Source organism: Rhizobium sp. BK538 (assembly GCF_014197575.1).
In the GTDB taxonomy this organism is placed as follows: Bacteria; Pseudomonadota; Alphaproteobacteria; order Rhizobiales; family Rhizobiaceae; genus Rhizobium.
This window is the reverse complement of sequence record NZ_JACIFT010000001.1, coordinates 283,074-306,435: the sequence shown is the minus strand read 5'-3', so window position 1 is coordinate 306,435 and position 23,362 is coordinate 283,074. Positions and strand designations below refer to the sequence as shown.

Genomic DNA, 23,362 nt, shown 5'->3' with positions numbered 1-23,362 from the left:
CGTATGGTTCCCGCCGATCGGCGGGCGCCATCACGCAAAAGCGGTGATGGCAGCGTTGCAGGCCTTGGAGAAATGATTGCAACATGTGTCGTTGCCCATGGCTTGGCGCGTCACGCGAGCGCCCTCAAGAAGGAGCGTCAGCGTGTCGGCCAGCAGTTTCGGTTCGCGCGCACCGGCTGAAAGACAGAGCGCTTCCAGCCTGTCGCGTTGCTCTGCCTTGTGGCGTTCGATCACGCCATAGGCCGGATGCCCCTCTCCTTTGAGCTCGATGGCTGCATTGGCGAGATCACAGCCAACATGTTCACCGCAAAGGCTCTGCGTTCGCGCTTCGACCCACGCCCTGAGCTGCCCTTTCGGATCGCCCGGATGGGCCGTCTCGAGATCGCGCCAGATCGCCTCGGCTTTTTCCGAAGCGCGCCGCAGCGTCTCGCAGACCAGCTCGTCTTTAGAGCCAAAATGGCGGTAGAGCGTCATCTTGTTGGTCAATGCGGCGTCTGCGATCGCATCCACGCCAATGCCGCGGATGCCGTGCTCACGAAACAGCTCGGCTGCGGTCGAGACGATGCGCTCCCGTGGCGGGATTTTCTCGTCAGTATTTGCAGGAGACAGCAGGCTCAATGATTCTGATTTTTTTGCGGACAAGGTCCTTGACATCCATGTGACCGATCGGTAACAAATGCATTGTTACTTACCGGTAACACCACTTCTCGCTGAAGTCAACGTGGTTGAATGATGCGGCCGGGGTGGAACACGGGCTACCGCCCACGAAAGGAGGCAAACCATGAGCAAGACCAGAGAAGACCTGACCATTACCGAAGCCCTTCGCGACCCCCTGATCGCCATGGTGCTCCGCGCCGACGGCGTGAAACTCGACGATTTCAAGCATCTGCTTGAGACGGCCGCCAAGAAGCGCGAACAACGGACCTCTCCAGTGGGCAAATTTCTGAGCGTGATCTCCAACAACCCAGCGGCCATGTGCAGCTATTGCTGAAGTTTCGGGTGCTTCCCTGCCCCTGTGAGAGTCGTCGCTGATCAAGCGGCGGCTCTTTCCGTTTGGGGATCGGGCCGTTTGGGGATCGGCGCCACTATTCTCCCAGCAACTCGTATTTTAGATGACCGAGATACTCGGGGGCGGCAACCGCATCGATCGCAGTGATCTTCTCCTCTTCGAAAGTCAGAAGCAGGACGACGCGCAGTTGTCCACCCACAACAACCACCAGCCCGAATTCTCCATCGATCAGCGCGGGCTGGGCGGCCTGGGCCCGCCCCTTGAAGGTTTGTGCGACGGCATTTGCGCCGTGAAGCTCGCGAACGGAGGGGTTATACCGCATCGCTGTAGCGTCGGGGGTGAAGACCACCTGCGGATCGAGGATCGAGAGCAGTGCCTTGATGTCGCCAAGACGCGAGGCCGCGAGGAACGCGTTGACGATCTGCTTCTTGCGCGCCGCGTTCGCCTCCGGGACATCGGTCCTGCCCTGGACCCGACGGCGGGCGCGACTTGCGAGCTGGCGCGTTGCCGCCGAAGAGCGGTGAATGATCGGCGCAATGTCGTCGAAGGGCAGATCGAACATATCGTGCAGTACAAAGGCGACGCGCTCGGCCGGCGCCAATGTCTCCAGAATGACGAGCAGCGCCAGGCCAACGGAATCGGCAAGGGCCAATTCCCGTTCCGGATCGGTCGCCTTGGACGTATCTGCGACGCGCTCATGAACGGGTAGATCAAACGGCTCTTCTCGCCTCGTCTTTCTTGATCGCAGCACGTCCAGGCAGATGCGTGCCACGACGGTCGTCAGCCAGCCGCCGACATTGTCGATCGTGTCCGCATCAGAACGGCCGAGCCGCAGCCAGGCCTCTTGAACGGCGTCGTCGGCCTCCGCGCGGGAGCCGAGCATACGATAGGCGACGGCGCTGAGATGCGCCCTGTTTGCTTCGAATTCTCCAGCCAGCCAGTTTTTCTTATCCATTGTCACATTCCTCCAGCCTGTTTCGTCAGCTCCATGACGAACGAAACCCGGCCGATGTGACAAAGCACAGCCGGCGGCGTCATTTTGGAAAACACCTCAAGGAGACATATGATGCAAGCAAGAATGGGAAATCCAGCCGTCGTCGTCCCTGAAGCGATGCAGGCTCTGCATGCCCTCGGGACAATACCGGCCAAATCAGGTCTTTCGCCAATCCTGTTGGAACTCGTCAATCTGCGCGCCAGCCAGATCAATGGCTGCAGCGTTTGCATCGACGGGCATCCGCGCATTGCCAAGAAGGCGGGCGAGACGGATGAGCGCCTGTTTGCTGTTAGCGCCTGGCGCGACACGCCGTACTTCACGCCGGCCGAACGGGCAGCCCTTGCCTTGACGGAGGCGGTCACTCGCGTCAGCGATCGCGCCGACCCGGTGCCCGATCACATCTGGGACGAAGCCACGCGGCATTTCGACGGCAAGAGCCTGGCGGCCCTCGTCATCGCCATCGCCAACATCAACGTCTGGAACCGACTGAACATCGCCACCCGGCAGATCGCCGGCGAATGGAAGCCGTAAAACGGGATCGGGCCGCCGTCCCATAGACAGCGGCCCGACAAAACAGCCTTGGGAGGCTTAGGGATCAGATGATGCCACCACCGCTGGCAACCGAAGCCGGACGCTCGGCCGCGACCTTCCTGCGGTAGCCGCTTGCGCGGTAGGTTGCGACCGGATCGATCGCACCGCCAGTACGGCGGCGCGCTTCCGCCAGGATCGGCTCAACGTCAGAACGATAAGCGCGCTTCAGGGCTTCGCTCGCCATCATCGCGTCGTTTTCGTCCTGATAGCCGGCCAACGCCTTGCGGTCGACAAGCAGAGCCTGCGCGTAAGCGCGGCGGATTTCGTTGGCGCTGTTGATCAGGCTTTCGATCGGATCGGTCACATTGTGCGATTGGTCGATCATGTGAGCCGGATTGAAGTCGTTGACGCCACGCTGCTCGGCATCAACCAACTCGTTGAACACCAGGAACAGACGGTATGGTTCGATCACACCGGCATCGAGGTCGTCGTCGCCATACTTCGAATCGTTGAAGTGGAATCCGCCGAGCTTGCCGAACTGGATCAGGCGGGCAACGATCATTTCGATGTTGGTGTTCGGCGCGTGATGGCCCAGGTCGACCAGGCATTGCGCCTTAGGGCCGAGCGTCTGGGCGATCAGGTAGTTGGTGCCCCAGTCCTGCACGACCGTCGAGTAGAAGGCCGGCTCGTACATTTTGTGCTCGGAAAACAGCTTCCAGCCGTCCGGCAGTGCCTCGTAGATGTCGGCCATCGACGCAAGGTAACGCTCGAAGGCCTTGGTGAAGTTGCTCTGGCCGGGGAAATTGGAGCCGTCCCCAATCCAGACGGTCAGCGCCCTGGAACCGATCGCCTTGCCAATCTCGATACATTCGAGATTGTGCTCGACGGCTTGTGCACGCGTTGCGGCATCAGTGTGGCTGAGCGAACCATACTTGTAGGAATGCTTCTGGCCGGGCGCGTCGGAGAAGGTGTTCGAATTCATCGCGTCGAAACCGAGGCCGAGCGCATCGCCCTTTGCCTTCAATTCCTTGGCATCGGTCTTGTCCCACGGAATGTGGAGGGAGACGTTCGGCGTGGCGCGCGTCAGCTCGTTGATGACGGAGCAGTCGTCCAGCTTGTCAAAGATGCCGCGAGGTTCACCAGTGCCGGGAAAGCGCGCAAAGCGCGTGCCGCCAGTGCCCACGCCCCAGGACGGAACGGCGACAAAGAACTCGGATACGCGGCGTGTGATGTTTTCAATGTCGATGCCACGGCGCGAAAGATTGGCGCCAAGTGCTTCGTAGTCGGATTTCAGCGCGGATGCGCGCTTGTCGTTTTCTTGCGCAATCAGATCCTGCGCGATCTTGAACTCGGCCATGGTTTCCTCCCGACATATGTGGATAAGAAGCGGCGGGCATGGCGCCCGCCGTAGCAGTTGGACTTAGCGCGGGAAGCTCTGCGCGTTGCCGGCATCGACGTTGATGATGTTGCCGGTCGATTTCGCCGAGAGATCAGACGCCAGGAAGTAGATTGCTTCGGCGATGTCCTCAGGGAAGACATTGAGCTTCAGCATGGAACGCTTGCGGTAATGCTCCTCGAGCTCGTTGATCTCGATCTTTGACGATGCTGCACGCTGTTCGCGCCACTCGCCGCTCCAGATCTTCGATCCGCGAAGAACTGCATCCGGATTGACGGTGTTGACGCGAATGCCAGCTTCTGCGCCTTCGAGCGCCAGGCAACGGGCAAGATGGATCTCGGCCGCCTTGGCCGTGCAATAGGCCGCAGCGTTCGGCGAGGATGCCAGACCGTTCTTGGAAGCGACGAATACGACGTTTCCGCCGAGGCTCTGCTTGCGGAAAAGACGGAAGGCTTCGCGCGACACCAGGAAGTAGCCGGTCGCCAGAATGTCGATGTTCTTGTTCCACATCGAAAGCTCGGTGCTTTCGATCGGAGCAGACGAAGCGATACCTGCGTTCGAAACGAGGATATCGACACCACCGAATTCGACGCAGGCTTCCGCAAACGACGACATCACCGCGTCTTCCTTGGTCACATCAAGCTTGACGCCGCAAACGGCATCCGCGCCGAACTGCTTGGCGAAATCGGCCTTTGTGCTGTCGAGTGCATCCTGATCGATGTCGGCAAGCACCACGCAAGCACCCTCGCCGATCAGGCGAGCAGCCGTTGCACGACCAATGCCGCCGGCACCGCCAGTGACGAAGGCAACCTTGCCAGCAAGGCTCTTCGGCTTCGGCATGCGCTGGAGCTTGGCTTCTTCGAGAAGCCAGTACTCGATGTCGAATGCTTCCTGCTCGGGCAGACCCTGGTATTCGGAAACGGTCGAAGCCCCGCGCATGACATTGATGGCGTTGACGTAGAACTCGCTGGCGATGCGGGCAGTCGCCTTGTCGCGGGCGAACGACAGCATGCCGACGCCGGGAACGAGGAAGATAACCGGGTTCGCGTCGCGCATGGCGGGCGAATTGGCATGCTTGCAGTCGCTGTAGTAGCGGGCATAGTCGGCGCGGTAGTCTTCAAGCGCCTTGTCGAGACCGGCAACGATCGCATCCACGTCAGGCTTTGCCGGGTCGAAATTGACGATCAGCGGGCGGATCTTGGTGCGCAGGAAGTGGTCCGGGCAGCTGGTACCGAGCGCGCCTAGCGGCTGCAGGTTCTTGGAGTTGACGAATTCGAGCACGGCGTCCTGGTCGTCGAAGTGACCGAGCTTGCGCTCCGCCTTACCGATGCGGCCGCGGATTTCGGGCATCAGGCGGGCTGCAATGGCGCGGCGCTCTTCAACCGGCAGGCTCTGCGTAGCGGCGCCACCGAAGATCGTCTTGCCTTCCGTCTTTTCGGCAAACCAGACGATCGCCTTGTTGATGATCTCGAGCGTCAGCTCGTAGCAGGCCTTGGCATCGTTTGCCCAGGTAAAGAGACCGTGGCTTTCAAGCACGACGCCCTTCGAATTCGGGTTCGCCTTGACGAAAGCTTCGAGGTCCAGGCCGAGCTGGAAGCCCGGACGGCGCCATGGCAGCCAGCCGATTTCGTCGCCAAAAATCTGTTTCGTCAGGTCCTTGGAGTTCTTCGAGGCAGCGATGGCGATGATTGCATCCGGATGCATGTGGTCGACATGCGTAAAGGGCACGAAACCGTGTAGCGGCGTGTCGATCGAAGCAGCGCGGCTGTTGAGGTTGTAAGTGCAATGCGGCAGGAAGCCGACCATGCGGTCCTCATCCTCGACGCCCTTGTAGATCGCCTTCAGCGACTCGAGCTTGTCCTGATAAAGCGTCGCAAATCCGTCGAGCTTGATGGTGCCGACGTCGCCACCGGAACCCTTGACCCAGAGAACCTTTACCTTTTCGCCAGTCAGCGGATCGGTTTCCATCACCTTGGCAGAGGTGTTGCCGCCGCCATAGTTGGTGATGCGCTTGTCGGCGCCAAGCAGATTCGAGCGATACAAAAGCTTACCGGGCTCATCGAGGCCTGCCGCGTGTGAATCGTCCCAACGGTTATCAAGAAGCCGGACGGTTGCCGCCATGTCATCCTCCCATGTAAAATTTCTTGGAAGCGCGAACGACCTCAGCGCTCCTTTGCGGTGACGGTATCGCTCATCGAAATGGACATTGTCAATCGAAAACGATCAACTTCGATTATGTTGCAGCGCACTATGAAATTTTATGATCGTTTTTGATTGACACATTCTCACAACTGCGAAATAAGCAAGCCAGGAGGAACCCCATGCACGAACGCGAACGCCATCGCATCATATTGAGCGCCGTTCAGGAAAAGTCGGTCGTCACGATTCAGGATATTTCCGAACTGACCGAGGCTTCCGAGGCGACGATCCGGCGTGACATCGCGGCCCTTCACGTGCAGGGAAAGATCCGGCGTGTGCGCGGTGGCGCCGAAGCCGTGCACCCGCCGCAGCTCGGAAATCTCGCTGGACGCCCCTTTCGGGTTTCGGAATCAGTCAACATCGATAAAAAGCGCTCAATCGCGCGGGCAGCCGTTGATCTGTGCGACCCAGGCGATGCCATCATCATCAATGGCGGGACGACCACGTTCCAGATGGTGCACTTCATGGCGGCCCATCGCATGCAGGTGATGACCAACTCGTTTGCGATCGCCGAGCACCTGGTCAAGCACTCGAAGAATACGGTGACGGTGCCAGGTGGCGTCATCTACCGCGAGCAGAGCCTGATCCTGTCGCCGTTCGACAACGATGCGATCCGCAATTTTTACGCCCGCCGCTTCTTTATCGGTGCGCAGGGCGTCGGCCCGCTCGGCATCATGGAATCCGACGCGCAAATCATTCAGAGCGAGCAGAAGCTGATGCATCAGGCCGACGAGTTGGTCGTCATGGTCGATTCCAGCAAGTTTCACCGCCGATCGAGCCTCATTCTGTGCCGGCTCGACCGCGTTTCGACAATTATCACTGACGACGGTGTTCCCGAGGACTCCGTCCGGATGATCGAAGATGCGGGCATCAAGCTCGTCATAGCGAGCACTGTCTCGCAAGCGAAGGAGGATTCCTCGTCGGTCGCGTGAGTGGCGCCGTCAGGATGTAGTCAAGTCTTATCAACGTGGGAGGATGAAAGCATGAAACTTGCAAAGACACTCGCAATCGGCGTGGCGTTTGCCGTCGCCATGATGGCCGGCGCGGCTAGCGCCAAGGACGTCAAGATTGGTCTTGTGGTGAAATCGCTCGGCAACGGCTTCTTTGAGGCTGCCAACAAGGGCGCCCAGGAAGCAGCCAAGGAACTCGGCGGCGTGGAAGTGATCTACACCGGCCCGACTTCGACGACGGCCGAAGGCCAGATCGAAGTCATCAACTCGCTGATCGCTCAGGGTGTTGATGCCATCGCCATCTCCGCCAATGACCCGGATGCAGTTGTTCCGGCCCTGAAGAAGGCCAAGCAGCGCGGCATCAAGGTCATCTCGTGGGATTCCGGCGTCAACAAGGACGGCCGCATCCTGCAACTGAACCCGTCGTCGAACGAACTGATCGGCAAAATGTGCCTAACGCTCGCCAAGGACCACCTCGAAGGCGGCAAGGGTGACTTCGCGATCCTGTCGGCCACGACGACCTCGACGAACCAGAACATCTGGATCGACCAGATGAAGAAGCAGCTCAAGGACTTCCCGGGCCTCAACCTCGTCACCACCGTTTACGGCGACGATCTGTCGGACAAGTCCTATCGCGAAGCCGAAGGCCTGCTGAAGTCGAACCCGAACGTCAAGGTCATCGTCGCTCCGACGACGGTCGGCGTTCTGGCCGCTTCCAAGGTCGTCGAAGACAAAGGCCTTGTCGGCAAGGTCTATGTGACTGGCCTCGGTCTGCCGTCGGAAATGGCTGGCGCGATCAAGTCGGGTGCAACCAAGGAATTCGCCATCTGGAATCCGATCGACCTCGGCTACTCCGCAACGCAAATCGCCTACCATCTCGTAAAGGGAGACGCGACTGGCAAGCCGGGCACCGAAGTCGAAGCCGGCCGCATGGGCAAGATCAAGATCGGCGAGAACGGAGAAGCTGCTATGGCCGACCCGTTCGTCTACAATGCGTCGAACATCGACCAGTTCTCGAAGGTCTTCTGAGCCTGAATTCGCTCAAGAAACAGAACCCGGCGGCTAAAGCCGCCGGGACCTTGCAATTCGACACCGGTAACCGCTGATGAACACCGCCCTTCAACAACCCGTCGCAGGCCTCAAGACCGAGGACGCGCCCGCCATTCTGGAAATGCGTGGCATTTCGCAGATTTTCCCCGGCGTGAAGGCGCTCGACAACGTCAGCATCGCGCTCTGTCCGGGCAAGGTCACTGCCCTGATCGGCGAAAACGGCGCCGGCAAGTCAACACTCGTCAAGATCCTGACCGGCATCTATCGGCCAAACGAAGGCGAGATCATCGTTAACGGCAAGCCCACGACCTTCGCCAATGCGCAGGCCGCCATCGACGTCGGCGTCACCGCCATCCACCAGGAAACCGTGCTCTTCGATGAGCTGACGGTTGCAGAAAACATCTTCCTCGGCCATGCGCCGCGCACAAGGTTCCGCACGATCGACTGGAAACTGATGAACAGTCGCTCTAAGGAATTGCTGCATTCGCTTGAAAGCAACATCGATCCGACGATCCGCCTTAAGGATCTCTCGATTGCTCAGCGCCATCTCGTCGCCATCGCGCGAGCGCTTTCGATCGAAGCACGCATCGTCATCATGGACGAGCCGACCGCAGCACTATCGCGCAAGGAAATCGATGATCTCTTCCGCATTGTCGAGGGGCTGAAGGCGCAGGGCAAAGCCATCCTCTTCATCAGCCACAAGTTCGACGAACTTTACGAGATTGCCGATAACTTCGTCGTTTTCCGCGATGGTCGTGCTGTTGGCCACGGCCAACTCAAGCAGACGCCGCAAGATGATATCGTCCGGCTCATGGTCGGCCGTGATGTCGAGAATGCGTTTCCCAAGGTCGACGTGGCCATCGGCGGCCCGGTGCTCGAAGTCGAGAAATACTGTCACCAGACAGAGTTTCGCAATATCTCGTTCACCCTTCGCAAGGGTGAGATCCTCGGTGTCTACGGGTTGATCGGTGCGGGTCGTTCCGAGCTCTGCCAGTCCCTCTTCGGTATCACCAAGCCTGCATCCGGCACGCTGAAGCTTGAGGGGCAGTCGCTTTCAGTCCATTCCCCGCTTGATGCTATCCGAGCCGGCATCGTTTATGTGCCGGAGGAGCGTGGCCGCCACGGCTTGGCCCTGCCAATGCCGATCTACCAGAACATGACCCTGCCATCACTCACGCGTACATCGCGCAAGGGCTTTCTGAAGGCGGCCAATGAATTTGCGCTCGCCCGCAAATATGCCGAACGCCTGGATCTGCGCGCTGCAGCACTCTCCGTTCCTGTCGGAACGCTATCTGGCGGTAATCAGCAGAAGGTCGTGATCGGTAAATGGCTGGCGACATTGCCCAAGGTCATCATCCTCGATGAACCGACCAAGGGCATCGACATCGGTTCGAAGGCTGCTGTGCACGGTTTTATCAGCGAGCTTGCCGCCGAGGGCCTATCGATCATTATGATCTCGTCGGAACTGCCGGAGATCATCGGAATGTCCGACCGCGTCCTCGTGATGAAAGAAGGCCTGATGGCCGGTCTCTTCGAACGCAAGGATCTGACGCCGGAAACGCTGGTTCGCGCCGCGACCGGTAATGCTTGAGGTAATCGGAATGTCCAGACTCCTAAAAAAGCGCGAAACGCTGCTCTTCGTCATTATCGCGGTCATGGTCGCGATCTTCTCGACAAGAGCCCAGGATTTCGCAACGCCCGGCAACCTCGCCGCAATCTTCAATGACACGTCCATCCTTATCATCCTTGCGCTCGCGCAGATGACAGTCATTCTCACCAAGTCGATCGACTTGTCGGTTGCTGCAAACCTTGCCTTCACGGGCATGGCGATCGCGATGATGAATGCCGCCTATCCCGACCTGCCCCTCATCGTGCTCATCCTCGCGGCGATCCTGATCGGCGCCTTTCTCGGTGCGATCAATGGCTTCCTCGTCTGGGCACTGGAAATTCCGCCGATCGTCGTCACGCTCGGTACGCTCACCATCTATCGCGGCATGGCTTTCGTGCTGTCTGGCGGCGAATGGGTCAACGCGCACCAGATGACGCCGACGTTCCTCAACGTTCCGCGCACTGTCGTCCTTGGCATGCCGGTTCTCAGCTGGGCTGCGATCGTCATTGTCGCCCTGATCTACATGCTGTTGAAATACAGCCAGTTCGGCCGTTCCACCTATGCTGCGGGGGGCAATCCGACGGCCGCGGTCTACGCCGGCATTGATGTCGGCTGGACGAAGTTCCTCGCCTTCGTTCTATCAGGCGCGCTTGCCGGCCTTGCAAGCTATCTCTGGGTGTCGCGCTACGCCGTCGCCTATGTCGATATCGCCAACGGCTTCGAACTCGACAGCGTTGCGGCCTGCGTCATCGGCGGCATCTCGATTGCCGGCGGCGTCGGCTCGGTCATCGGCACTGTGCTTGGAGCTCTGTTCCTCGGCGTCATCAAGAACGCACTTCCCGTCATCGGCATCTCACCGTTCACGCAGATGGCGATTTCGGGCACCGTCATCATTCTCGCCGTCGTCTTCAACGCAAGGCGCGAGCGCAATCGCGGTCGCATCATTCTGCGCGACAAGGCCGCAGCAGAGATCCCCGCAGAGGTGGCAGCATGAGCACCGTCGTTCCCACCCCGAGCGAAAAGCGCGTCATCCCCGATCGCCTCGGCACGCCGTTCAAGCGCATCATGTCGAGCTGGGAGGTTCTGCTCTTCGGGGTCGCCGTCTTCATCTTCATCTTTAACTCTCTGGCATCCCCCTACTTCCTGGACGCCTGGAACCTGTCGGACGCGACCTTCAACTTCACGGAAAAGGCGATGATCGCCTTTGCCATGGCGCTGCTCGTCATTGCCGGCGAGATCGACCTTTCGGTTGCCGCCATTATTGCGCTAGCCTCGACAGCCATGGGAGCGGCAGCGCAAGTTGGCGTCGGAGCACCCGGCTTGGTCCTCATCGGCATTGGCGTCGGCCTGCTGTGCGGCATGTTCAACGGCTTTCTCGTCTCCGTCATGAAGCTGCCGTCGATCGTCGTCACGATCGGCACGATGAGCCTGTTCCGCGGTATTTCCTATATCGTCCTCGGCGACCAGGCCTATGGCGGTTATCCGGAGGATTTCGCCTTCTTCGGCCAGGGTTACGTCTTCTGGGTCTTCTCCTTCGAATTCGTGCTCTTCATTGTGCTGGCAATCGCCTTTGCGATCCTGCTGCATGCCACGAATTTCGGCCGCCAGGTCTATACGATCGGCAATAACGACTTCGCCGCCCGCTTCTCGGGCATTCCGGTCGAGCGCGTGAAATTCATTCTCTTCATCCTGACCGGCGTCATGAGCGGCGTTGCCGCCGTCTGCCTGACCTCGCGGCTTGGTTCTACCCGTCCCTCGATTGCCCAGGGATGGGAACTCGAAGTCGTCACCATGGTCGTACTCGGGGGTGTCTCGATCCTCGGCGGCTCGGGCAAGATCGGTGGCGTCGTCATCGCCGCCTTCGTCATGGGCCTCGTCACCTTCGGGCTCGGCCTGTTGAATGTCCCTGGCATCGTCATGTCGATCTTCATCGGCCTGCTTTTGATCATCACCATCGCGATCCCGATCGTCGCACGCCGCCTCAAGGCCATGAGCTCCAAATGACGCTGGAAAAACACGCCTTCAAGATGACGCTCAACCCCGGCATGGAAGCCGAGTACCGGAAGCGGCACGACGAAATCTGGCCGGAACTGATCGATCTGCTGCACCAGTCCGGCGCCAGCGATTACTCGATCCATCTCGACCGCGAAACGAACACGCTGTTCGGCGTTCTGACACGTCGCGCCGATCATACGATGGCAAGTCTGCCCGAGCATCCCGTCATGAAGAAGTGGTGGGCGCATATGGCTGATATCATGGCGACGAACCCGGACAATTCTCCCGTCCAGAGCGACCTCGTCACTGTCTTCCATATGCCATGACACCGAACTATAGCCGCATCGCCGTTCTCGATATCGGCAAGACCAATGCCAAAGTGGTGGTCCTGGACAGCGCGACGGGCGCCGAGGTCGCAGAGGCGAGGACCCCGAACACGGTCCTCAGGGACGGTCTCTATCCGCACTACGATATCGACAGGCTCTGGTCCTTCACGTTGGATGCCCTTTGCTCCTTCGCCAAGGAGCCTGGTTTCGACGCCATCTCGATCACTACCCATGGAGCGTCGGCTGCGCTTCTCGACAAGGCCGGCAATTTGGCCATGCCGGTGCTCGATTACGAGCACGAATATCCCGCCGATATTCGCGATGCCTATGCGCGGCTGCGCCCCCCCTTCGAGGAAACCTTTTCGCCGCACCAAACCATGGGCCTGAATATCGGCGCACAGCTGCATTACCAGAAGACCGCCTTGCCCGATGACTTTGCCAAGGTGGTAACGATCCTCACCTATCCGCAATACTGGACAGCGCGACTGACCGGCATTGTGTCTAACGAGGTAACCTCACTCGGCTGCCACACCGATCTCTGGAACCCGCGTGAGGGCCGCTATTCCTCGCTGGTCGACGCGCTTGGCGTCCGCGATCTCATGGCGCCGATCCGCTCTGCCTTCGATCCGCTCGGGCCGGTTCTGCCTGATATTGCCGAAGCGATCGGCCTCACCCGTGAGATCCCTGTCTATTGTGGCATTCACGATTCCAACGCGTCACTTCTGCCGCATCTGATTGATCGAGCAGCACCGTTCGCAGTTGTCTCGACAGGCACATGGGTGATCAGTTTCGGTGTCGGCGGAGATCTCGATCACCTCGATCCCAAGCGCGACACACTTGCCAATGTCGATGCCTATGGCCGAGCTGTTCCCTCCTCCCGGTTCATGGGCGGACGCGAATTTGAAACGATCTCAGGCGAGATCGGACATGTTGACAAGGAAGAGGTTGCCTCGGCAATCGGGCAGGTCATCGTGAAAGGTCTGATGCTGCTTCCGAACGTTGTACCCGGCTCCGGACCGTTCCCGGGCAAAAACGCACGCTGGCTCAACGCGCAGAGCGCGACCCGCGAAGAGCGGTATGCCGCGCTGTGCCTCTATCTCGCATTGATGAACCAGGCCTGCCTCGACCTGATTGGCGTGCAGGGCCCGGTTATCGTCGAAGGACCTTTTGCACTCAATGATTTCTATCTGATGCTGCTTGCCGCACTCACCAATCGCGATGTCATCGCCATCCCCGGATCGACCGGTACGAGCCAGGGTGCCGCCCTTTTGACCGGCATCAAGCCGCCTGCCGGCGGCGAGCGGCATATTGCGCCGAGCGCCATACCCGGGCTCGGCGCCTACCGCCAGGCTTGGCACGCAGCGGTGGCATAACAGTCTTTCCATCGCGACACCTCGCTCCATCTTAGCGTTAGCTATAGGCTCGCGACTCAAAGAAAATGGAGGAGACCTTATGGCAGCTTCAGCCGCCGCACCCTTTGATCCGCGTGCGCTTGCAGCAAAACTACACGGCCTGCGCCGTTCACAAAGCCAGGCGCCGACGGCGGAATTTGCGCTGCCTGCCGATCTCAGGCACGCAATGGACGCGCAGAATTTTCTTGTCGCCGATGAGGCTATCGAAAGCAATGCCTGGAAAGTGACCGTCTCGCCCGATGGGCAGGCCGTGACCGCGCCACTGCATCCCTATGTGCAAGCCGACTCTGGAGCGCGGATTCCCTGGCAGAGAGGCACAAAGTTCGAGGCAGAGATCGCTGTGCGCCTCGGTCGCGACCTGCCGATCCGCCGCGAGGGCAGCTACAGCCGCGCCGACATCGTCGATACGATCGACGCCGTTCATCTCGGCGCGGAACTTCTGGCGAGCGCGGTCGAGGAGAGCGGCAAGACCTCCTTCCTGCTATTCCTGGCCGATCGGCTTGGAAACAGCGGCTATGTGCTCGGTCCTCGGGTGGAAAAGTCGGCCATCGATGGGGCAAGCGGCACGCCGCTCAAGATAACGTTCAACGGCCAGCCAATCTTTGACGCGCCAGCTCAGCATCCGAAGGGCGATGTGCTGACATGGCTTTTGGCCTACGCCAACGATGGCCTGCGGCCGAACACGTCGCTCAAGGCCGGGGCGCTCGTCACAACGGGCACGCTGTGCGGCGCGATCGAACTCGTCACGCCTGGGGATATTGAAATTGCTTTTGGCGATACTGCCTTTTTCCGTTTCGCCCTCGTCTGAGCCGAGCCGATTGCAGGAAACCAGAAAAAATGTCCCAGCGCCAGACGGCCGATCGCGTCCCCTTCGGCGAACCGGTCTTTCCATTGCGTGAGCGGCACCTTGTTCAGCAGCTCCGCAACCTTGATGTGAAAGGCGTCCCACGTGTCGCCGCTGATGCCCTGCGTATCGTTCAACAAGCCTTCCGGGATATCTTTCAGGTTGAGTTCTTTTATGACCTTTTGGGTGACGTGAACCTACACGATCTGAAGGGTGACATTGCCAAGACGCGCTGCATCCGAGCGCGAGCCTCCGCCATAGATCAAGGCAAGCGCCAAAAGACGACGCGCCTGCGCCGCATGCTTGCTCTTGCGGGCCAGACGCCGAAGACCTTCCGCGTCAAAATCCGCCCGTAATGAGATCGCTGCTCCCATCGCAAACCTCCCCTTTTGCAACAGAGATTCTGATTCATCGTCAATTGGGAAGCTCAAGTGTCTCACTCAGCAAGAGGGCGTATTAATCCCTGTCAGCTTGCCGGATTGCGCGCGGTGACGATCCACGCCGCGCCATCGATCATCACCGACCGCTCACCGGGGCAGCCCGCGAAGGCGGCACGAACCGCAGCCGAAGCGCGAGCGCGGATATCGTCGGGCTGATTGACGAGCGCGCGCGACAGCGGGCCGACTTCGAGTGTCATTTTCACCGCGTCGTCGAGCGCCGCATCCCGCGTCTCCCCCTTGCCGAACGGGATGGAGGCATCGAACGGCGCGATAGCGACATCGGTGAAACCAGCCACCGTTAGAACGCGCGCCACCCGCCCCTGATCGCCAAACGAGAACGGGCCGGGCGCTTCGGGATCGGGCGGCGTCATCGGCGGGAGGATGCCCTTGATCGCGCCCATCGGCAAGCGCACCCAATCGTTCTCGGCCATGGAGCGCCAGCAGACGAAAGCGACCCGCGCGCCCGGCTTGAGCGCACGGCGCATATGAGCGAACGCCCCTGTCGGATCGTCAAAGAACATCACTCCGAAGCGCGAGAACAGGATGTCGAACGCGCCCTCGGGCAACTCGGTGCTGCTGGCGTCGGCCACCTGGAACAGGGCCGGCGTATCCTGCGGCGCTCGCGCGCGCGCTCTGCCGATCAGCGGTGCGGATATGTCCACGCCTAGCACATGGCCCCCCGCGCCGACGCGGGCGGCCAGATCCAGACTGGACGCTCCCGCGCCGCAGCCGACGTCCAGCACGCGTTCGCCGGTGGCGGGCGCGGCCGCTTCGATTGCTGCCTGGCCGAACACCGCCATCATGGCATCGAGCCGGGCCTGGTAAGCGACCCAGCGCTCCCCGCTTTGGCCTTTCCAGTCGGCTACCTGATAAACATATTCCTCTGTCATACCATATCCTTGCTCTGATCCGTTCTTGACCAGGCTATCCGCCCGCGTGGTCGTTGCCACCATGGGCGGCGATGAACATGGCGACGGCCGACCGGCAATAGGATTCAATTTCGTTATCGTCCTCTCCTCTCGCCTGATCGAAGCGTGCGATAATCAGGAGATCGCATCCTTTGAAAAGCGCAGCAAACAAGCGGGCGGACCGGAGGGGATCTGGCACGTTCAGAACCGCCTTCGCGTGCAACTGACGCAACAGGGCCTCGATTTGGGCGATGATATGGGCGGGGCCGGCTTCGTAATGGAGCTTGCTTAACGACCTTTGATTGGTCTTGTCGGCCATGACCATGGCTTCGACACCGCTGACGTCCGGGCGCAACAGCGTGCGAAGCAGGGATGATCCCACCGCCATGAGCTGATCTTCGACCGAACCGTCGACGCCTTCAAAAAGGGACTGTGGTAAAAACTGATAGCAGCGGGCCGTAAAGGCCGCCCCGAACAGCGCCTCCTTGTTCTCGAAGTGCTTGTAGATGCTGAGCTTGGATATCTTCGCTCGCTGGGCGACCTTGTCCAATGTCGTCGCGTGAAAACCCAATTCCGCAAAGAGTTCGCTCGCGGCGTCGACTATCGTTTGGCCAAGCGCCTCGTTGGTGGGCCGGCCGCGCCGGCCCTGGCTTTTTTCGGTCACGGCAATTGCGATCCTTGACAGTATCGTTATTCTTGAATTACGATAACATGCAGTATCCGAAATGTGCAAGCCAAAGAATGGATTTTTACCCTGTCCTCCAAATCACTTTTCCCTGGGCCGCTTGGCGATATCGAATGCGTATCGCTGGACGAAATTTTGCGCCAGACCCAGCCCAACCCCCTCCATCAACAACACGGAGCTTATCACCATGGATGACGTCATCATCATCGGCGGCAGCTTTGCCGGTCTCGCCGCCGCCCTGCAGCTCGGCCGTACCCGCCGCAAGGTCACCGTTCTCGATACCGGCCTGCCGCGCAATCGCTTCGCTGGCCACTCGCATGGCCTGCTTGGCCACGATCACAAGCCACCGCTGGAGATCCTGGCTGAGGCGCGGCAGCAACTGGCGCGTTATCCCACGGTCAAGCTGGTCAATGCGCGGGCCGACAGCATCTCCGGCACCATCGACAATTTCTCCGTCCTCACTGGCGATGGCGAAAGCCTTGGGGCGCGCCGCCTGATCCTAAGCTATGGCGTTGCCGACCAGATGCCTGATGTTCCGGGCTTTGCCGAAAGCTGGGGCACATCCATCGTGCCCTGCCCCTATTGCGATGGCTTTGAAGTCGCCGACCAGCATTGGGGCCTCGTCTGGTCCGGCCCGCAGTCGCACACTTATGTGAGACTGTACCACGATTGGACCGACACGCTGACGGTCTTCGCCGATGGTCACGACATTGCACCCGATATCCAGGCCGATCTGGCGCGCCGCAACATACCTGTCGTTGATGGCCGGATCGCCGAAATCGCCCATCACCGGGGCCATATCACCACCGTTAATCTTGAAAGTGGCCGCAATGCCGCGGTCGATATCCTGTTCGCGCATCCGCGCAACAAGCCGTCCGCAAGCCTGCATGAATCACTGGGCCTCGCCACGGTCAATACGCCCCTCGGCATCGCCCTCAAGGTAGACGAGCGCCGCGAAACCAGCACGCCCGGCATCTATGCTGCCGGCGATCTTGCAAACCCAGCCATGGCCTCGGTCACCACGGCAATATCGCACGGCGCGACGGCGGGTATCTCCGCCCAGCAGTCGATGCTGGTTTGAAAGCACAGATTCCCTTCTCCGGTTGCCGCGGCTCTCGGATTCTGAAGGTTGCGGGCCGGTGTCATCGAAAACCGACTGGCCGGCTGACCCCGCAGTTTACCCGGCGCCTGAGGAGACGCACATGTCCAAAGCCAGAGACACCAAAGCCAGCATCAGCATCTCTGGTCCGACCACCCTTGGAAAAAGGCTGACAGACATGGAGTTCGAACACGTCACCTTCGACCTGCCACACGGCACTTTTCACGCGCTGCAGGGTGGTGATCCCGATGGTCAACCGACGCTCGTCTTGCACGGCTTCCCGGACCATCCGCCGACCGCGACGCCCTTCCTTGCCGAGCTCGGCCGCCGCGGACGTCACGTCGTCACACCCTGGCTTCGCGGTTACGCGCCGTCCCCGACCGCGGGGCCGTTCGACTTCGCAGCCCTCACCAGCGACGTGCTCGCGCTGATCGACCGCGCCCGGCTCAGCTACGCCGGAGCTGGTACATGGGGCTCTTTCAACTGCCGGGAAGCGGCTGGATGGTCACCGCTCGCGATCTCGCCCTCATCGACCGCCTCTCTGGCGTCTGTGTGATCTGGCCCAGTGGCTCTGGGAGGCGCTTCGTGTGTCGGTGAGCGAACAGACGCAGAGCCGGGAGGTGCGTGCCATGGGCTACCGCAAGCTGGCAGCGCGACCGAAACATCATGCGCAGGACCCTCAAGCGAGTGAGGCGTTTCAAAAAACGTCCCCGCCGCAGTGGTAGAGATCGCAAACGGGGCCGCTCAAGGCAAGCGAATAGAAATCTGGTTTCAGGACGAGGCCCGGATCGGTCAAAAGAACAAGATCACCCGCCGCTGGGCAAAGCGGGGCCCAAGGCTGTCCGCGCCGCATGATCAGCGCACACGCTCAGCCTATATCTTCGGTGCCATCTGCCCCAAGCTCGGCAAGGCTGCCGCTCTCGTGATGCCCTGGTATGATACTTACGCCATGAACCAACATCTTGCAGAAATATCCCATCATGTTGCCGATGACGCGCATGCCATCGTCGTCATGGACCAAGCGGGATGGCACATGTCCAACAATCTCGTCGTGCCGGACAACATCACGATCCTGCCCCTCCCGCCTAAGTCGCCGGAGCTTAACCCCGTCGAAAATCTCTGGCTCTTCGTGCGCGAGAACTGGCTGTCGAACCGCATCTTCAAATCCTACGACAATATCGTCGACAATTGCTGCGATGCCTGGCGCAAACTCGAAACCCGGCCTTGGCGCATCATGTCCATCGGGCGCAGAGACTGGGCAAATGGGTTCTGATCAATGAGGATGCGTATAAGCCAGAAGCCACCGATACCCACTGCACCTCGGCCAACAAATTGGAGCCCGTCAACTCTGCAAATGCGTCCTTCGCAAACGCTGATTGGGCGGGAAGCGAACATGGTGAAGACGTCTTCCTCGGCGGAAGTCGCTCGCCCATTTTTGCGGTCGCTTTGCCGAGCCGACTCCAGAGCAGGGCGACGAGATTATCGCCCTTATTATCGAGGCCAACATGCAGTTGCGTGTTGCCGAGGCGAGCGAGCGACTTTGACTACACCGACGCTCGGAAACAACCCGCCTGCCCTATGCGTCCACGAAATCAGTGCTGCGTGTGATGGCCTCCCATGCGTCGATCTCCTCGGCGACGTGATCGATTTTGCTTCGCGCGCGCCGGAGAGCATCGCTTCCCAGTAGGAGATGGAGCGGAGCCTTATCGCAGTCCACGAGAGCCAGGATTGCCTGCGCGGCGAGAACCGGATCGCCGGCCTGTCGGCCATGGGCAGCGTCAAAGGCTGCTGAACTCTTCCCGACCGATTCCGCGTACGCTTCACCGGCGGCATCGCTCTTTCGGATGGAGTGGCCCGATAGGAAATCCGTGCGGAATGCACCCGGGGCGACCGCTGTGACTTTGATACCGAACGGCGCGACCTCCAGCGCAAGGGCCGCCGACATCCCTTCTAGGGCAGCTTTGGCGGCAGAATACATGGCGGTTCCGACGCCAGGGGCGCGGCCTGCGACAGAGGTGACATTGACGATATGACCACGTCCCTGCGCTCGCAAGTGCGGTAGGGCTGCCTTGATGATGCGGAATGGGCCGAAGACGTCGACGGCAAAAAGCCTTGCGACATCCTCGTTGGCTGCCATCTCGAGCGCGCCGAGTAGGCCATAGCCCGCGTTGTTGACGATAACGTCAATCTGTCCCGCGATCTCAAAGGCCCGACGTGTGACAGCCTCCGCGGCCTCGCCGTCGCTAAGGTCGGCCGAAAGAATGTGCAACCGACCCGGACCGTGTTCTATGGGCAGGTCGGTCCCGCGGACCGTGCCAATGACAGTATCGCCCCTTGCTAGCCCTGCCTCGGCCAGTGCTTTCCCAAGGCCGCGTGAAATGCCGGTGATGAACCAAGTGGTCATGAAATGCTCCTTCGCTTTCGACAAGAAGGAACTTGCCACATCGCCTGGCGCTGTATAATCCGCAGGAAAGTGAATGTCCTTGTTAGGCAAACTTAACAATGCAAGACATGTTGGTGGACAAGCTTCCGGCGGGCAACGACTACAATCAAATGCGCGCCTTCATCGCCGTTGCCGAATACCTGAGCTTCAGCCGCGCCGCAGAGGTGCTCGGTGTGTCGCCATCGGCACTTAGCCAGATGATCCGCAGCTTTGAGGAACGGGTGGGAATGAGGCTCCTCCATCGAACGACCAGGAACGTATCACTGACGGAGGTTGGCGAGAACCTGTTCCGACGCGTTCGACCCGCGGCGTTCGAGTTGGGTGAAGCCCTGGCACAGACAAGAATTGCTGGCGAGCGACCGGCGGGCACTGTCCGCGTCCACACGTTCCGCTCGGCGGCGCAGAAGCATATCGAACCAATCCTCACGAGCTTTGCCGAACGCTATCCCGACATCGTGCTCGACATCACGATCGATGATGAGGCGGTTGACATCGTCGCTCGAGGCTATGATGTCGGGCTAAGGATCGGCGAGGTCATTGAACGAGATATGGTCGCTGTCCGTCTGGGACCTGAGTTACGCCAACTGGCTATCGCGACACCTGACTACTTCCGCCGGCATGGTCGTCCCGAGCATCCGCGTGATCTTGTCCACCACCGATGCGTACGGTGGCGCTGGCCTGGACATCGGGCGCCTTATGCCTGGGAATTCTTCGAGAACGACGCATGGTTCAGCGTCGCCGTCAACGGTCCCCTCATCGTGAGCGACAAGGAAACGGCGGTGAATGCTGTTCTTCAAGGGCTGGGAATAGGATTTGCGGTCGAGGACACGGTAGCCGATTATCTTGCGCAGGGACGCTTGATCAGTTGCCTCGAAGCTTGGTCCGCGCCGTTCCCGGGTTGGTTTGTCTGCTACCCGCAGCAGCGGCAGATGGCTCCTGCCCTGCGAGCGTTCATTGATGCCGTCAGGTCTGGGCTGTCCGTTCCCATTGCTGAGCTTTCAGGAGGAGCAAATGTTGTCGGCTGAACAGAAGGACGAGTTTGTCCGCCTCTTCGACGCGCAACTCCCATCAAGTGAAGGCGATGCAGACGCATATCTGGAAGTCGATAGCTTCCGAATGTTCGCCGCTACGGAAAAAGGCGACCTGCTCGCCCGCCTTGCCCTCTCTAGCAGCGAGACGATGGATCTGGCGATCAATCCTCTCTGTGCTGTGCGCCTTGCGGCGACGATCCTCGATCTCGTTGGCAGGTCGGGTGACTTCGTGGTCGATCTCACCCTTTATGATGCCCAGACCGGCGAGCAGATGGTACGGCTACGCCCTTGAGTGGAGGCGTAAGTTCACGCATCCAATATACTGTTGCCCTGCCACGATCCGCTCGATGTCAACCCGCCCGCTGTGCTCATTGCAAGGCAGCCGGACGACGTCTGAGGCTGACCGTGCCCCCGCAGAGACGACAGCCGTCGGCTCAGTAAGATATCTGCGCCACGATGGGGCAATGATCGGAAATGGCGAGCTTTTGATCGCTACCATCAGGTTTGGTTCCCGCTATGCTGCTACCGAGATCGCCGATGCTTAAATGCTTGGCACCTTGTGAATTTTTGACCCCGCGCCCGACAAGGATGTGATCAAGGCCAACCGGGTTGCCGCAACCAAGATATCCTGGCGCGCTTAGCAAAGCGCGCTCTTCGCGGTCCAACGGACGGCTTTCGCTAACATCGCAGAGCAGCGAGCCGACCTCATTCGTCTCGCAGTGTTCGTCGAGTAGGCGCATCACGCTAGTGGCTGGCGCACCGTCAATTAGATCCTCGATCAAGGAATTGGTGAGCGAAGCCGGTATGTGTGGTGATGCTGGCGAACCACCGTCCGTCCTGACGGGCGAGAGATCACGCAGTTCATGCCAAAAGTTTCTGTTAAAGTCGCCCATTAGGACCACTTTGGCATCGTCAGCTGTCTCGCGCTCGATCCACGCTTCGAGCGGCTCGACTTGCTGCTGCAGTATAGGGCAATGATCTCCGGGCGACGCTAGCCTGCCGTTCTCGAAGGGCGAGACGCATCTGGATTTCAAATGGACGGACAGTATCCGGACGGTCGTCCCGTCGATATCGAGGGAGAGGGCCAGGCCGGGCCGAGGCCGCTCACTTTCGGGATTGCCGGGAAGGCTTACAGGGTCCTCGACGGCACAAGAGATCTTAGTTCCCACTGATTTCTTCCACGCAATCACGATACGCTGAACCTTGTATCCAACGACCGCGCAGAAATCGTACTGATTGCCGTGATCCGGAAGGATTTCCCGAATGGAATCCTCTCCGTTGACTTCTTGGAAGGCAATAATGTCTGCGGGCACCGAGGATGCGACGTATCTTGCAAGGCTTTTATGCCGTTCTTGGTATCCGGCAGGTTTTACGAAGACAATCTTGTTGTCCCGATCTCGGTAAACGCCGCAAACGGGAAACCTCGTCGTATCCCAGCCGTCGATTTTGAAAGCGTCGACGAACCAGCCGGGTTTGGAATCCGGACCGCTTCCCTCGCGCCAGACATCAGCCGTGGCATCTTTGACATATCGCTTGCTGCAGAGGTCAATCCACTGGTTGGCCGTCGCCAAATCCATGTGCCAGCCAAGGTTCCAGCTTGCGATCGTAACGTCTTTTGCTTGGGCGCTAAAGCCGCAAGCAAGCATCCATGACAATGCAACTGCGAACCTCAACATGAACGCCCCTTGCTCAGAAGTTGGTTCGCAGAGATAGATACAATTTTAGCTTTGGCGCAAGTACAACGATAGCGATCGGCTATGGCCGGGCTTGCCCGTCAAGCTTCGGCGTTCCGGCGAGCTGACACCGTCAACCAGATCGCGGAAATCAGAAAGTAGAAGGCACCGAAGGCGGCATATGGGGCGACGTCGAGAATGGAAGGCGGCGTGGTACCGAGCGATTGGGTGATCATAAACCCGCCAGCCAGGCAGGACTGGCCTCCGCTCAGGATCATCGCCCACTGCGCACCATAGCCGCGCCACCGGCGGACACCGGTCATCAGCTGGAGTGCACCGGACAGAATGGCCCAAACACCAAACACGGCCAAAATGGCATAGGTGCTTTTCGTCGCGGCCAAGATCACGGTAAGCGTCGTAACGGTGCTGACGAAGATGTTGAGGGTTTGCGAGCTGTTCGCTTTGAAGCCGCCATTTGTGCGGGCGTCGACAAGGTTCGCAACGGCATCCCATGCAGGGTAGATTACGAGTAATCCCGATGCCAAGATCGGGTTGCCGGCGTAGAGAATGGCGGCCGCCACCCAGATGATCGAGAAGGCTGCACGCACGTAGTAATAGGATCGCAACCAGTTGGACTGCGAGGATTGTTGGCTGATCATAGCTGGCTCCGTTTATGTTTTGTCTACCTTCTAGTAGGTAGCATTGAAAATTCTGTCAAGTAGTTATAGATTTCCTATAGAACGTTGACAGGCTTCCTACCAATAGGTA

General features: G+C 59.7%; 23 protein-coding genes and 2 pseudogenes. 15 read left to right on the top strand and 10 right to left on the bottom strand.

The window, feature by feature from the left end; translation table 11 throughout:
* Positions 1 to 30: 30 nt before the first annotated feature.
* Positions 31 to 654 carry a TetR/AcrR family transcriptional regulator gene (locus tag FHX09_RS01515; protein ID WP_132587967.1) on the bottom strand — a complete coding sequence of 208 codons (624 nt, stop codon included), beginning with the start codon at positions 652 to 654 and terminating at the stop codon, positions 31 to 33.
* 127 nt (positions 655 to 781) lie between these two features.
* On the opposite strand from FHX09_RS01515, the gene FHX09_RS01510 reads away from it, so the two are divergent.
* The gene (locus FHX09_RS01510) at positions 782 to 991 is read left to right on the top strand and encodes a hypothetical protein (protein ID WP_132587968.1); all 210 of its coding nucleotides are present in this window, start codon (positions 782 to 784) and stop codon (positions 989 to 991) included.
* 94 nt (positions 992 to 1,085) lie between these two features.
* On the opposite strand, the gene FHX09_RS01505 is transcribed toward FHX09_RS01510, so the two are convergent.
* A complete protein-coding gene (locus FHX09_RS01505) occupies positions 1,086 to 1,964 on the bottom strand; it encodes a sigma-70 family RNA polymerase sigma factor (RefSeq protein ID WP_132587969.1) in 879 nt (292 codons plus the stop codon).
* A 111-nt stretch (positions 1,965 to 2,075) separates the two neighbouring features.
* On the opposite strand from FHX09_RS01505, the gene FHX09_RS01500 reads away from it, so the two are divergent.
* Complete coding sequence (locus tag FHX09_RS01500; protein ID WP_007795868.1) at positions 2,076 to 2,534, top strand: carboxymuconolactone decarboxylase family protein; 459 nt, start codon at positions 2,076 to 2,078, stop codon at positions 2,532 to 2,534.
* Between the two features lie 64 nt (positions 2,535 to 2,598).
* On the opposite strand, the gene rhaI is transcribed toward FHX09_RS01500, so the two are convergent.
* Both rhaI and FHX09_RS01490 read right to left on the bottom strand, forming a co-directional pair.
* On the bottom strand, positions 2,599 to 3,891 hold the full coding sequence (gene rhaI / locus FHX09_RS01495; RefSeq protein ID WP_184449151.1) for an L-rhamnose catabolism isomerase: 1,293 nt from the start codon (positions 3,889 to 3,891) through the stop codon (positions 2,599 to 2,601).
* 63 nt (positions 3,892 to 3,954) lie between these two features.
* Complete coding sequence (locus tag FHX09_RS01490) at positions 3,955 to 6,051, bottom strand: bifunctional rhamnulose-1-phosphate aldolase/short-chain dehydrogenase (RefSeq protein ID WP_132587971.1); 2,097 nt, start codon at positions 6,049 to 6,051, stop codon at positions 3,955 to 3,957.
* Positions 6,052 to 6,251: 200 nt separating this feature from the next.
* Here FHX09_RS01490 and FHX09_RS01485 point away from each other — a divergent pair, with 200 nt between their 5' ends.
* The 8 genes from FHX09_RS01485 to FHX09_RS01450 all read left to right on the top strand — a co-directional run bounded on the left by FHX09_RS01485 (position 6,252) and on the right by FHX09_RS01450 (position 14,279).
* A complete protein-coding gene (locus tag FHX09_RS01485) occupies positions 6,252 to 7,061 on the top strand; it encodes a DeoR/GlpR family DNA-binding transcription regulator (RefSeq protein ID WP_132587972.1) in 810 nt (269 codons plus the stop codon).
* Positions 7,062 to 7,112: 51 nt separating this feature from the next.
* Positions 7,113 to 8,108 (top strand): rhamnose ABC transporter substrate-binding protein, encoded by a 996-nt coding sequence (gene rhaS, locus FHX09_RS01480; protein ID WP_007795856.1) that lies wholly within the window; start codon positions 7,113 to 7,115, stop codon positions 8,106 to 8,108.
* Positions 8,109 to 8,184: 76 nt separating this feature from the next.
* On the top strand, positions 8,185 to 9,720 hold the full coding sequence (locus tag FHX09_RS01475; protein ID WP_184449148.1) for a sugar ABC transporter ATP-binding protein: 1,536 nt from the start codon (positions 8,185 to 8,187) through the stop codon (positions 9,718 to 9,720).
* Between the two features lie 10 nt (positions 9,721 to 9,730).
* Complete coding sequence (locus FHX09_RS01470; protein WP_184449146.1) at positions 9,731 to 10,732, top strand: ABC transporter permease; 1,002 nt, start codon at positions 9,731 to 9,733, stop codon at positions 10,730 to 10,732.
* Positions 10,729 to 11,742 carry an ABC transporter permease gene (locus FHX09_RS01465; protein WP_132587975.1) on the top strand — a complete coding sequence of 338 codons (1,014 nt, stop codon included), beginning with the start codon at positions 10,729 to 10,731 and terminating at the stop codon, positions 11,740 to 11,742. The genes FHX09_RS01470 and FHX09_RS01465 overlap by 4 nt, the downstream gene beginning before the upstream one ends.
* Positions 11,739 to 12,059 carry an L-rhamnose mutarotase gene (gene rhaM, locus FHX09_RS01460; RefSeq protein WP_007795842.1) on the top strand — a complete coding sequence of 107 codons (321 nt, stop codon included), beginning with the start codon at positions 11,739 to 11,741 and terminating at the stop codon, positions 12,057 to 12,059. The genes FHX09_RS01465 and rhaM overlap by 4 nt, the downstream gene beginning before the upstream one ends.
* Positions 12,056 to 13,432, top strand: coding sequence for an FGGY-family carbohydrate kinase (locus FHX09_RS01455; RefSeq protein ID WP_132587976.1), 1,377 nt, complete (start codon positions 12,056 to 12,058; stop codon positions 13,430 to 13,432). Before rhaM ends, FHX09_RS01455 begins: the two co-directional genes overlap by 4 nt.
* Positions 13,433 to 13,511: 79 nt before the next feature.
* Entirely contained in the window at positions 13,512 to 14,279 is a 768-nt protein-coding gene (locus tag FHX09_RS01450; protein ID WP_132587977.1) for a fumarylacetoacetate hydrolase family protein, read from the top strand.
* Positions 14,280 to 14,539: 260 nt separating this feature from the next.
* Here FHX09_RS01450 and FHX09_RS01445 read toward each other — a convergent pair.
* The 3 genes and pseudogenes from FHX09_RS01445 to FHX09_RS01435 form a co-directional block, all read right to left on the bottom strand.
* Positions 14,540 to 14,689: pseudogene (locus tag FHX09_RS01445) on the bottom strand (IS630 family transposase); the annotation flags it as partial.
* A 92-nt stretch (positions 14,690 to 14,781) separates the two neighbouring features.
* On the bottom strand, positions 14,782 to 15,645 hold the full coding sequence (locus FHX09_RS01440) for a class I SAM-dependent methyltransferase (protein WP_184449144.1): 864 nt from the start codon (positions 15,643 to 15,645) through the stop codon (positions 14,782 to 14,784).
* A 34-nt stretch (positions 15,646 to 15,679) separates the two neighbouring features.
* Positions 15,680 to 16,327, bottom strand: coding sequence for a TetR/AcrR family transcriptional regulator (locus FHX09_RS01435; protein WP_184449142.1), 648 nt, complete (start codon positions 16,325 to 16,327; stop codon positions 15,680 to 15,682).
* A gap of 208 nt (positions 16,328 to 16,535) precedes the next feature.
* Here FHX09_RS01435 and FHX09_RS01430 point away from each other — a divergent pair, with 208 nt between their 5' ends.
* From FHX09_RS01430 to FHX09_RS01415, 3 genes and pseudogenes are all read left to right on the top strand, one after another.
* Positions 16,536 to 17,429: an NAD(P)/FAD-dependent oxidoreductase gene (locus FHX09_RS01430; RefSeq protein ID WP_132587979.1), complete on the top strand. Its 894-nt coding sequence runs from the start codon at positions 16,536 to 16,538 to the stop codon at positions 17,427 to 17,429.
* Positions 17,430 to 17,550: 121 nt separating this feature from the next.
* A complete protein-coding gene (locus FHX09_RS01425; protein WP_184449139.1) occupies positions 17,551 to 18,003 on the top strand; it encodes a hypothetical protein in 453 nt (150 codons plus the stop codon).
* Positions 17,990 to 18,720: pseudogene (locus FHX09_RS01415) on the top strand (IS630 family transposase); the annotation flags it as partial. The gene FHX09_RS01425 and the pseudogene FHX09_RS01415, both read left to right, overlap by 14 nt.
* Before the next feature lie 303 nt (positions 18,721 to 19,023).
* On the opposite strand, the gene FHX09_RS01410 reads toward FHX09_RS01415, so the two are convergent.
* Positions 19,024 to 19,851 (bottom strand): SDR family NAD(P)-dependent oxidoreductase, encoded by an 828-nt coding sequence (locus FHX09_RS01410; RefSeq protein WP_132587981.1) that lies wholly within the window; start codon positions 19,849 to 19,851, stop codon positions 19,024 to 19,026.
* A 98-nt stretch (positions 19,852 to 19,949) separates the two neighbouring features.
* Here FHX09_RS01410 and FHX09_RS01405 point away from each other — a divergent pair, with 98 nt between their 5' ends.
* The gene (locus tag FHX09_RS01405; RefSeq protein WP_132587982.1) at positions 19,950 to 20,915 is read left to right on the top strand and encodes a LysR family transcriptional regulator; all 966 of its coding nucleotides are present in this window, start codon (positions 19,950 to 19,952) and stop codon (positions 20,913 to 20,915) included.
* A complete protein-coding gene (locus FHX09_RS01400) occupies positions 20,902 to 21,213 on the top strand; it encodes a hypothetical protein (RefSeq protein ID WP_184449136.1) in 312 nt (103 codons plus the stop codon). Before FHX09_RS01405 ends, FHX09_RS01400 begins: the two co-directional genes overlap by 14 nt.
* Before the next feature lie 142 nt (positions 21,214 to 21,355).
* Here FHX09_RS01400 and FHX09_RS01395 read toward each other — a convergent pair whose 3' ends face one another.
* Together FHX09_RS01395 and FHX09_RS01390 are read right to left on the bottom strand one after the other, a co-directional pair.
* The gene (locus tag FHX09_RS01395; RefSeq protein ID WP_184449133.1) at positions 21,356 to 22,597 is read right to left on the bottom strand and encodes an endonuclease/exonuclease/phosphatase family protein; all 1,242 of its coding nucleotides are present in this window, start codon (positions 22,595 to 22,597) and stop codon (positions 21,356 to 21,358) included.
* A 98-nt stretch (positions 22,598 to 22,695) separates the two neighbouring features.
* Positions 22,696 to 23,253, bottom strand: a complete 558-nt coding sequence (locus FHX09_RS01390; protein WP_132587985.1) for a DUF308 domain-containing protein — start codon at positions 23,251 to 23,253, stop codon at positions 22,696 to 22,698.
* Positions 23,254 to 23,362: the final 109 nt, after the last annotated feature.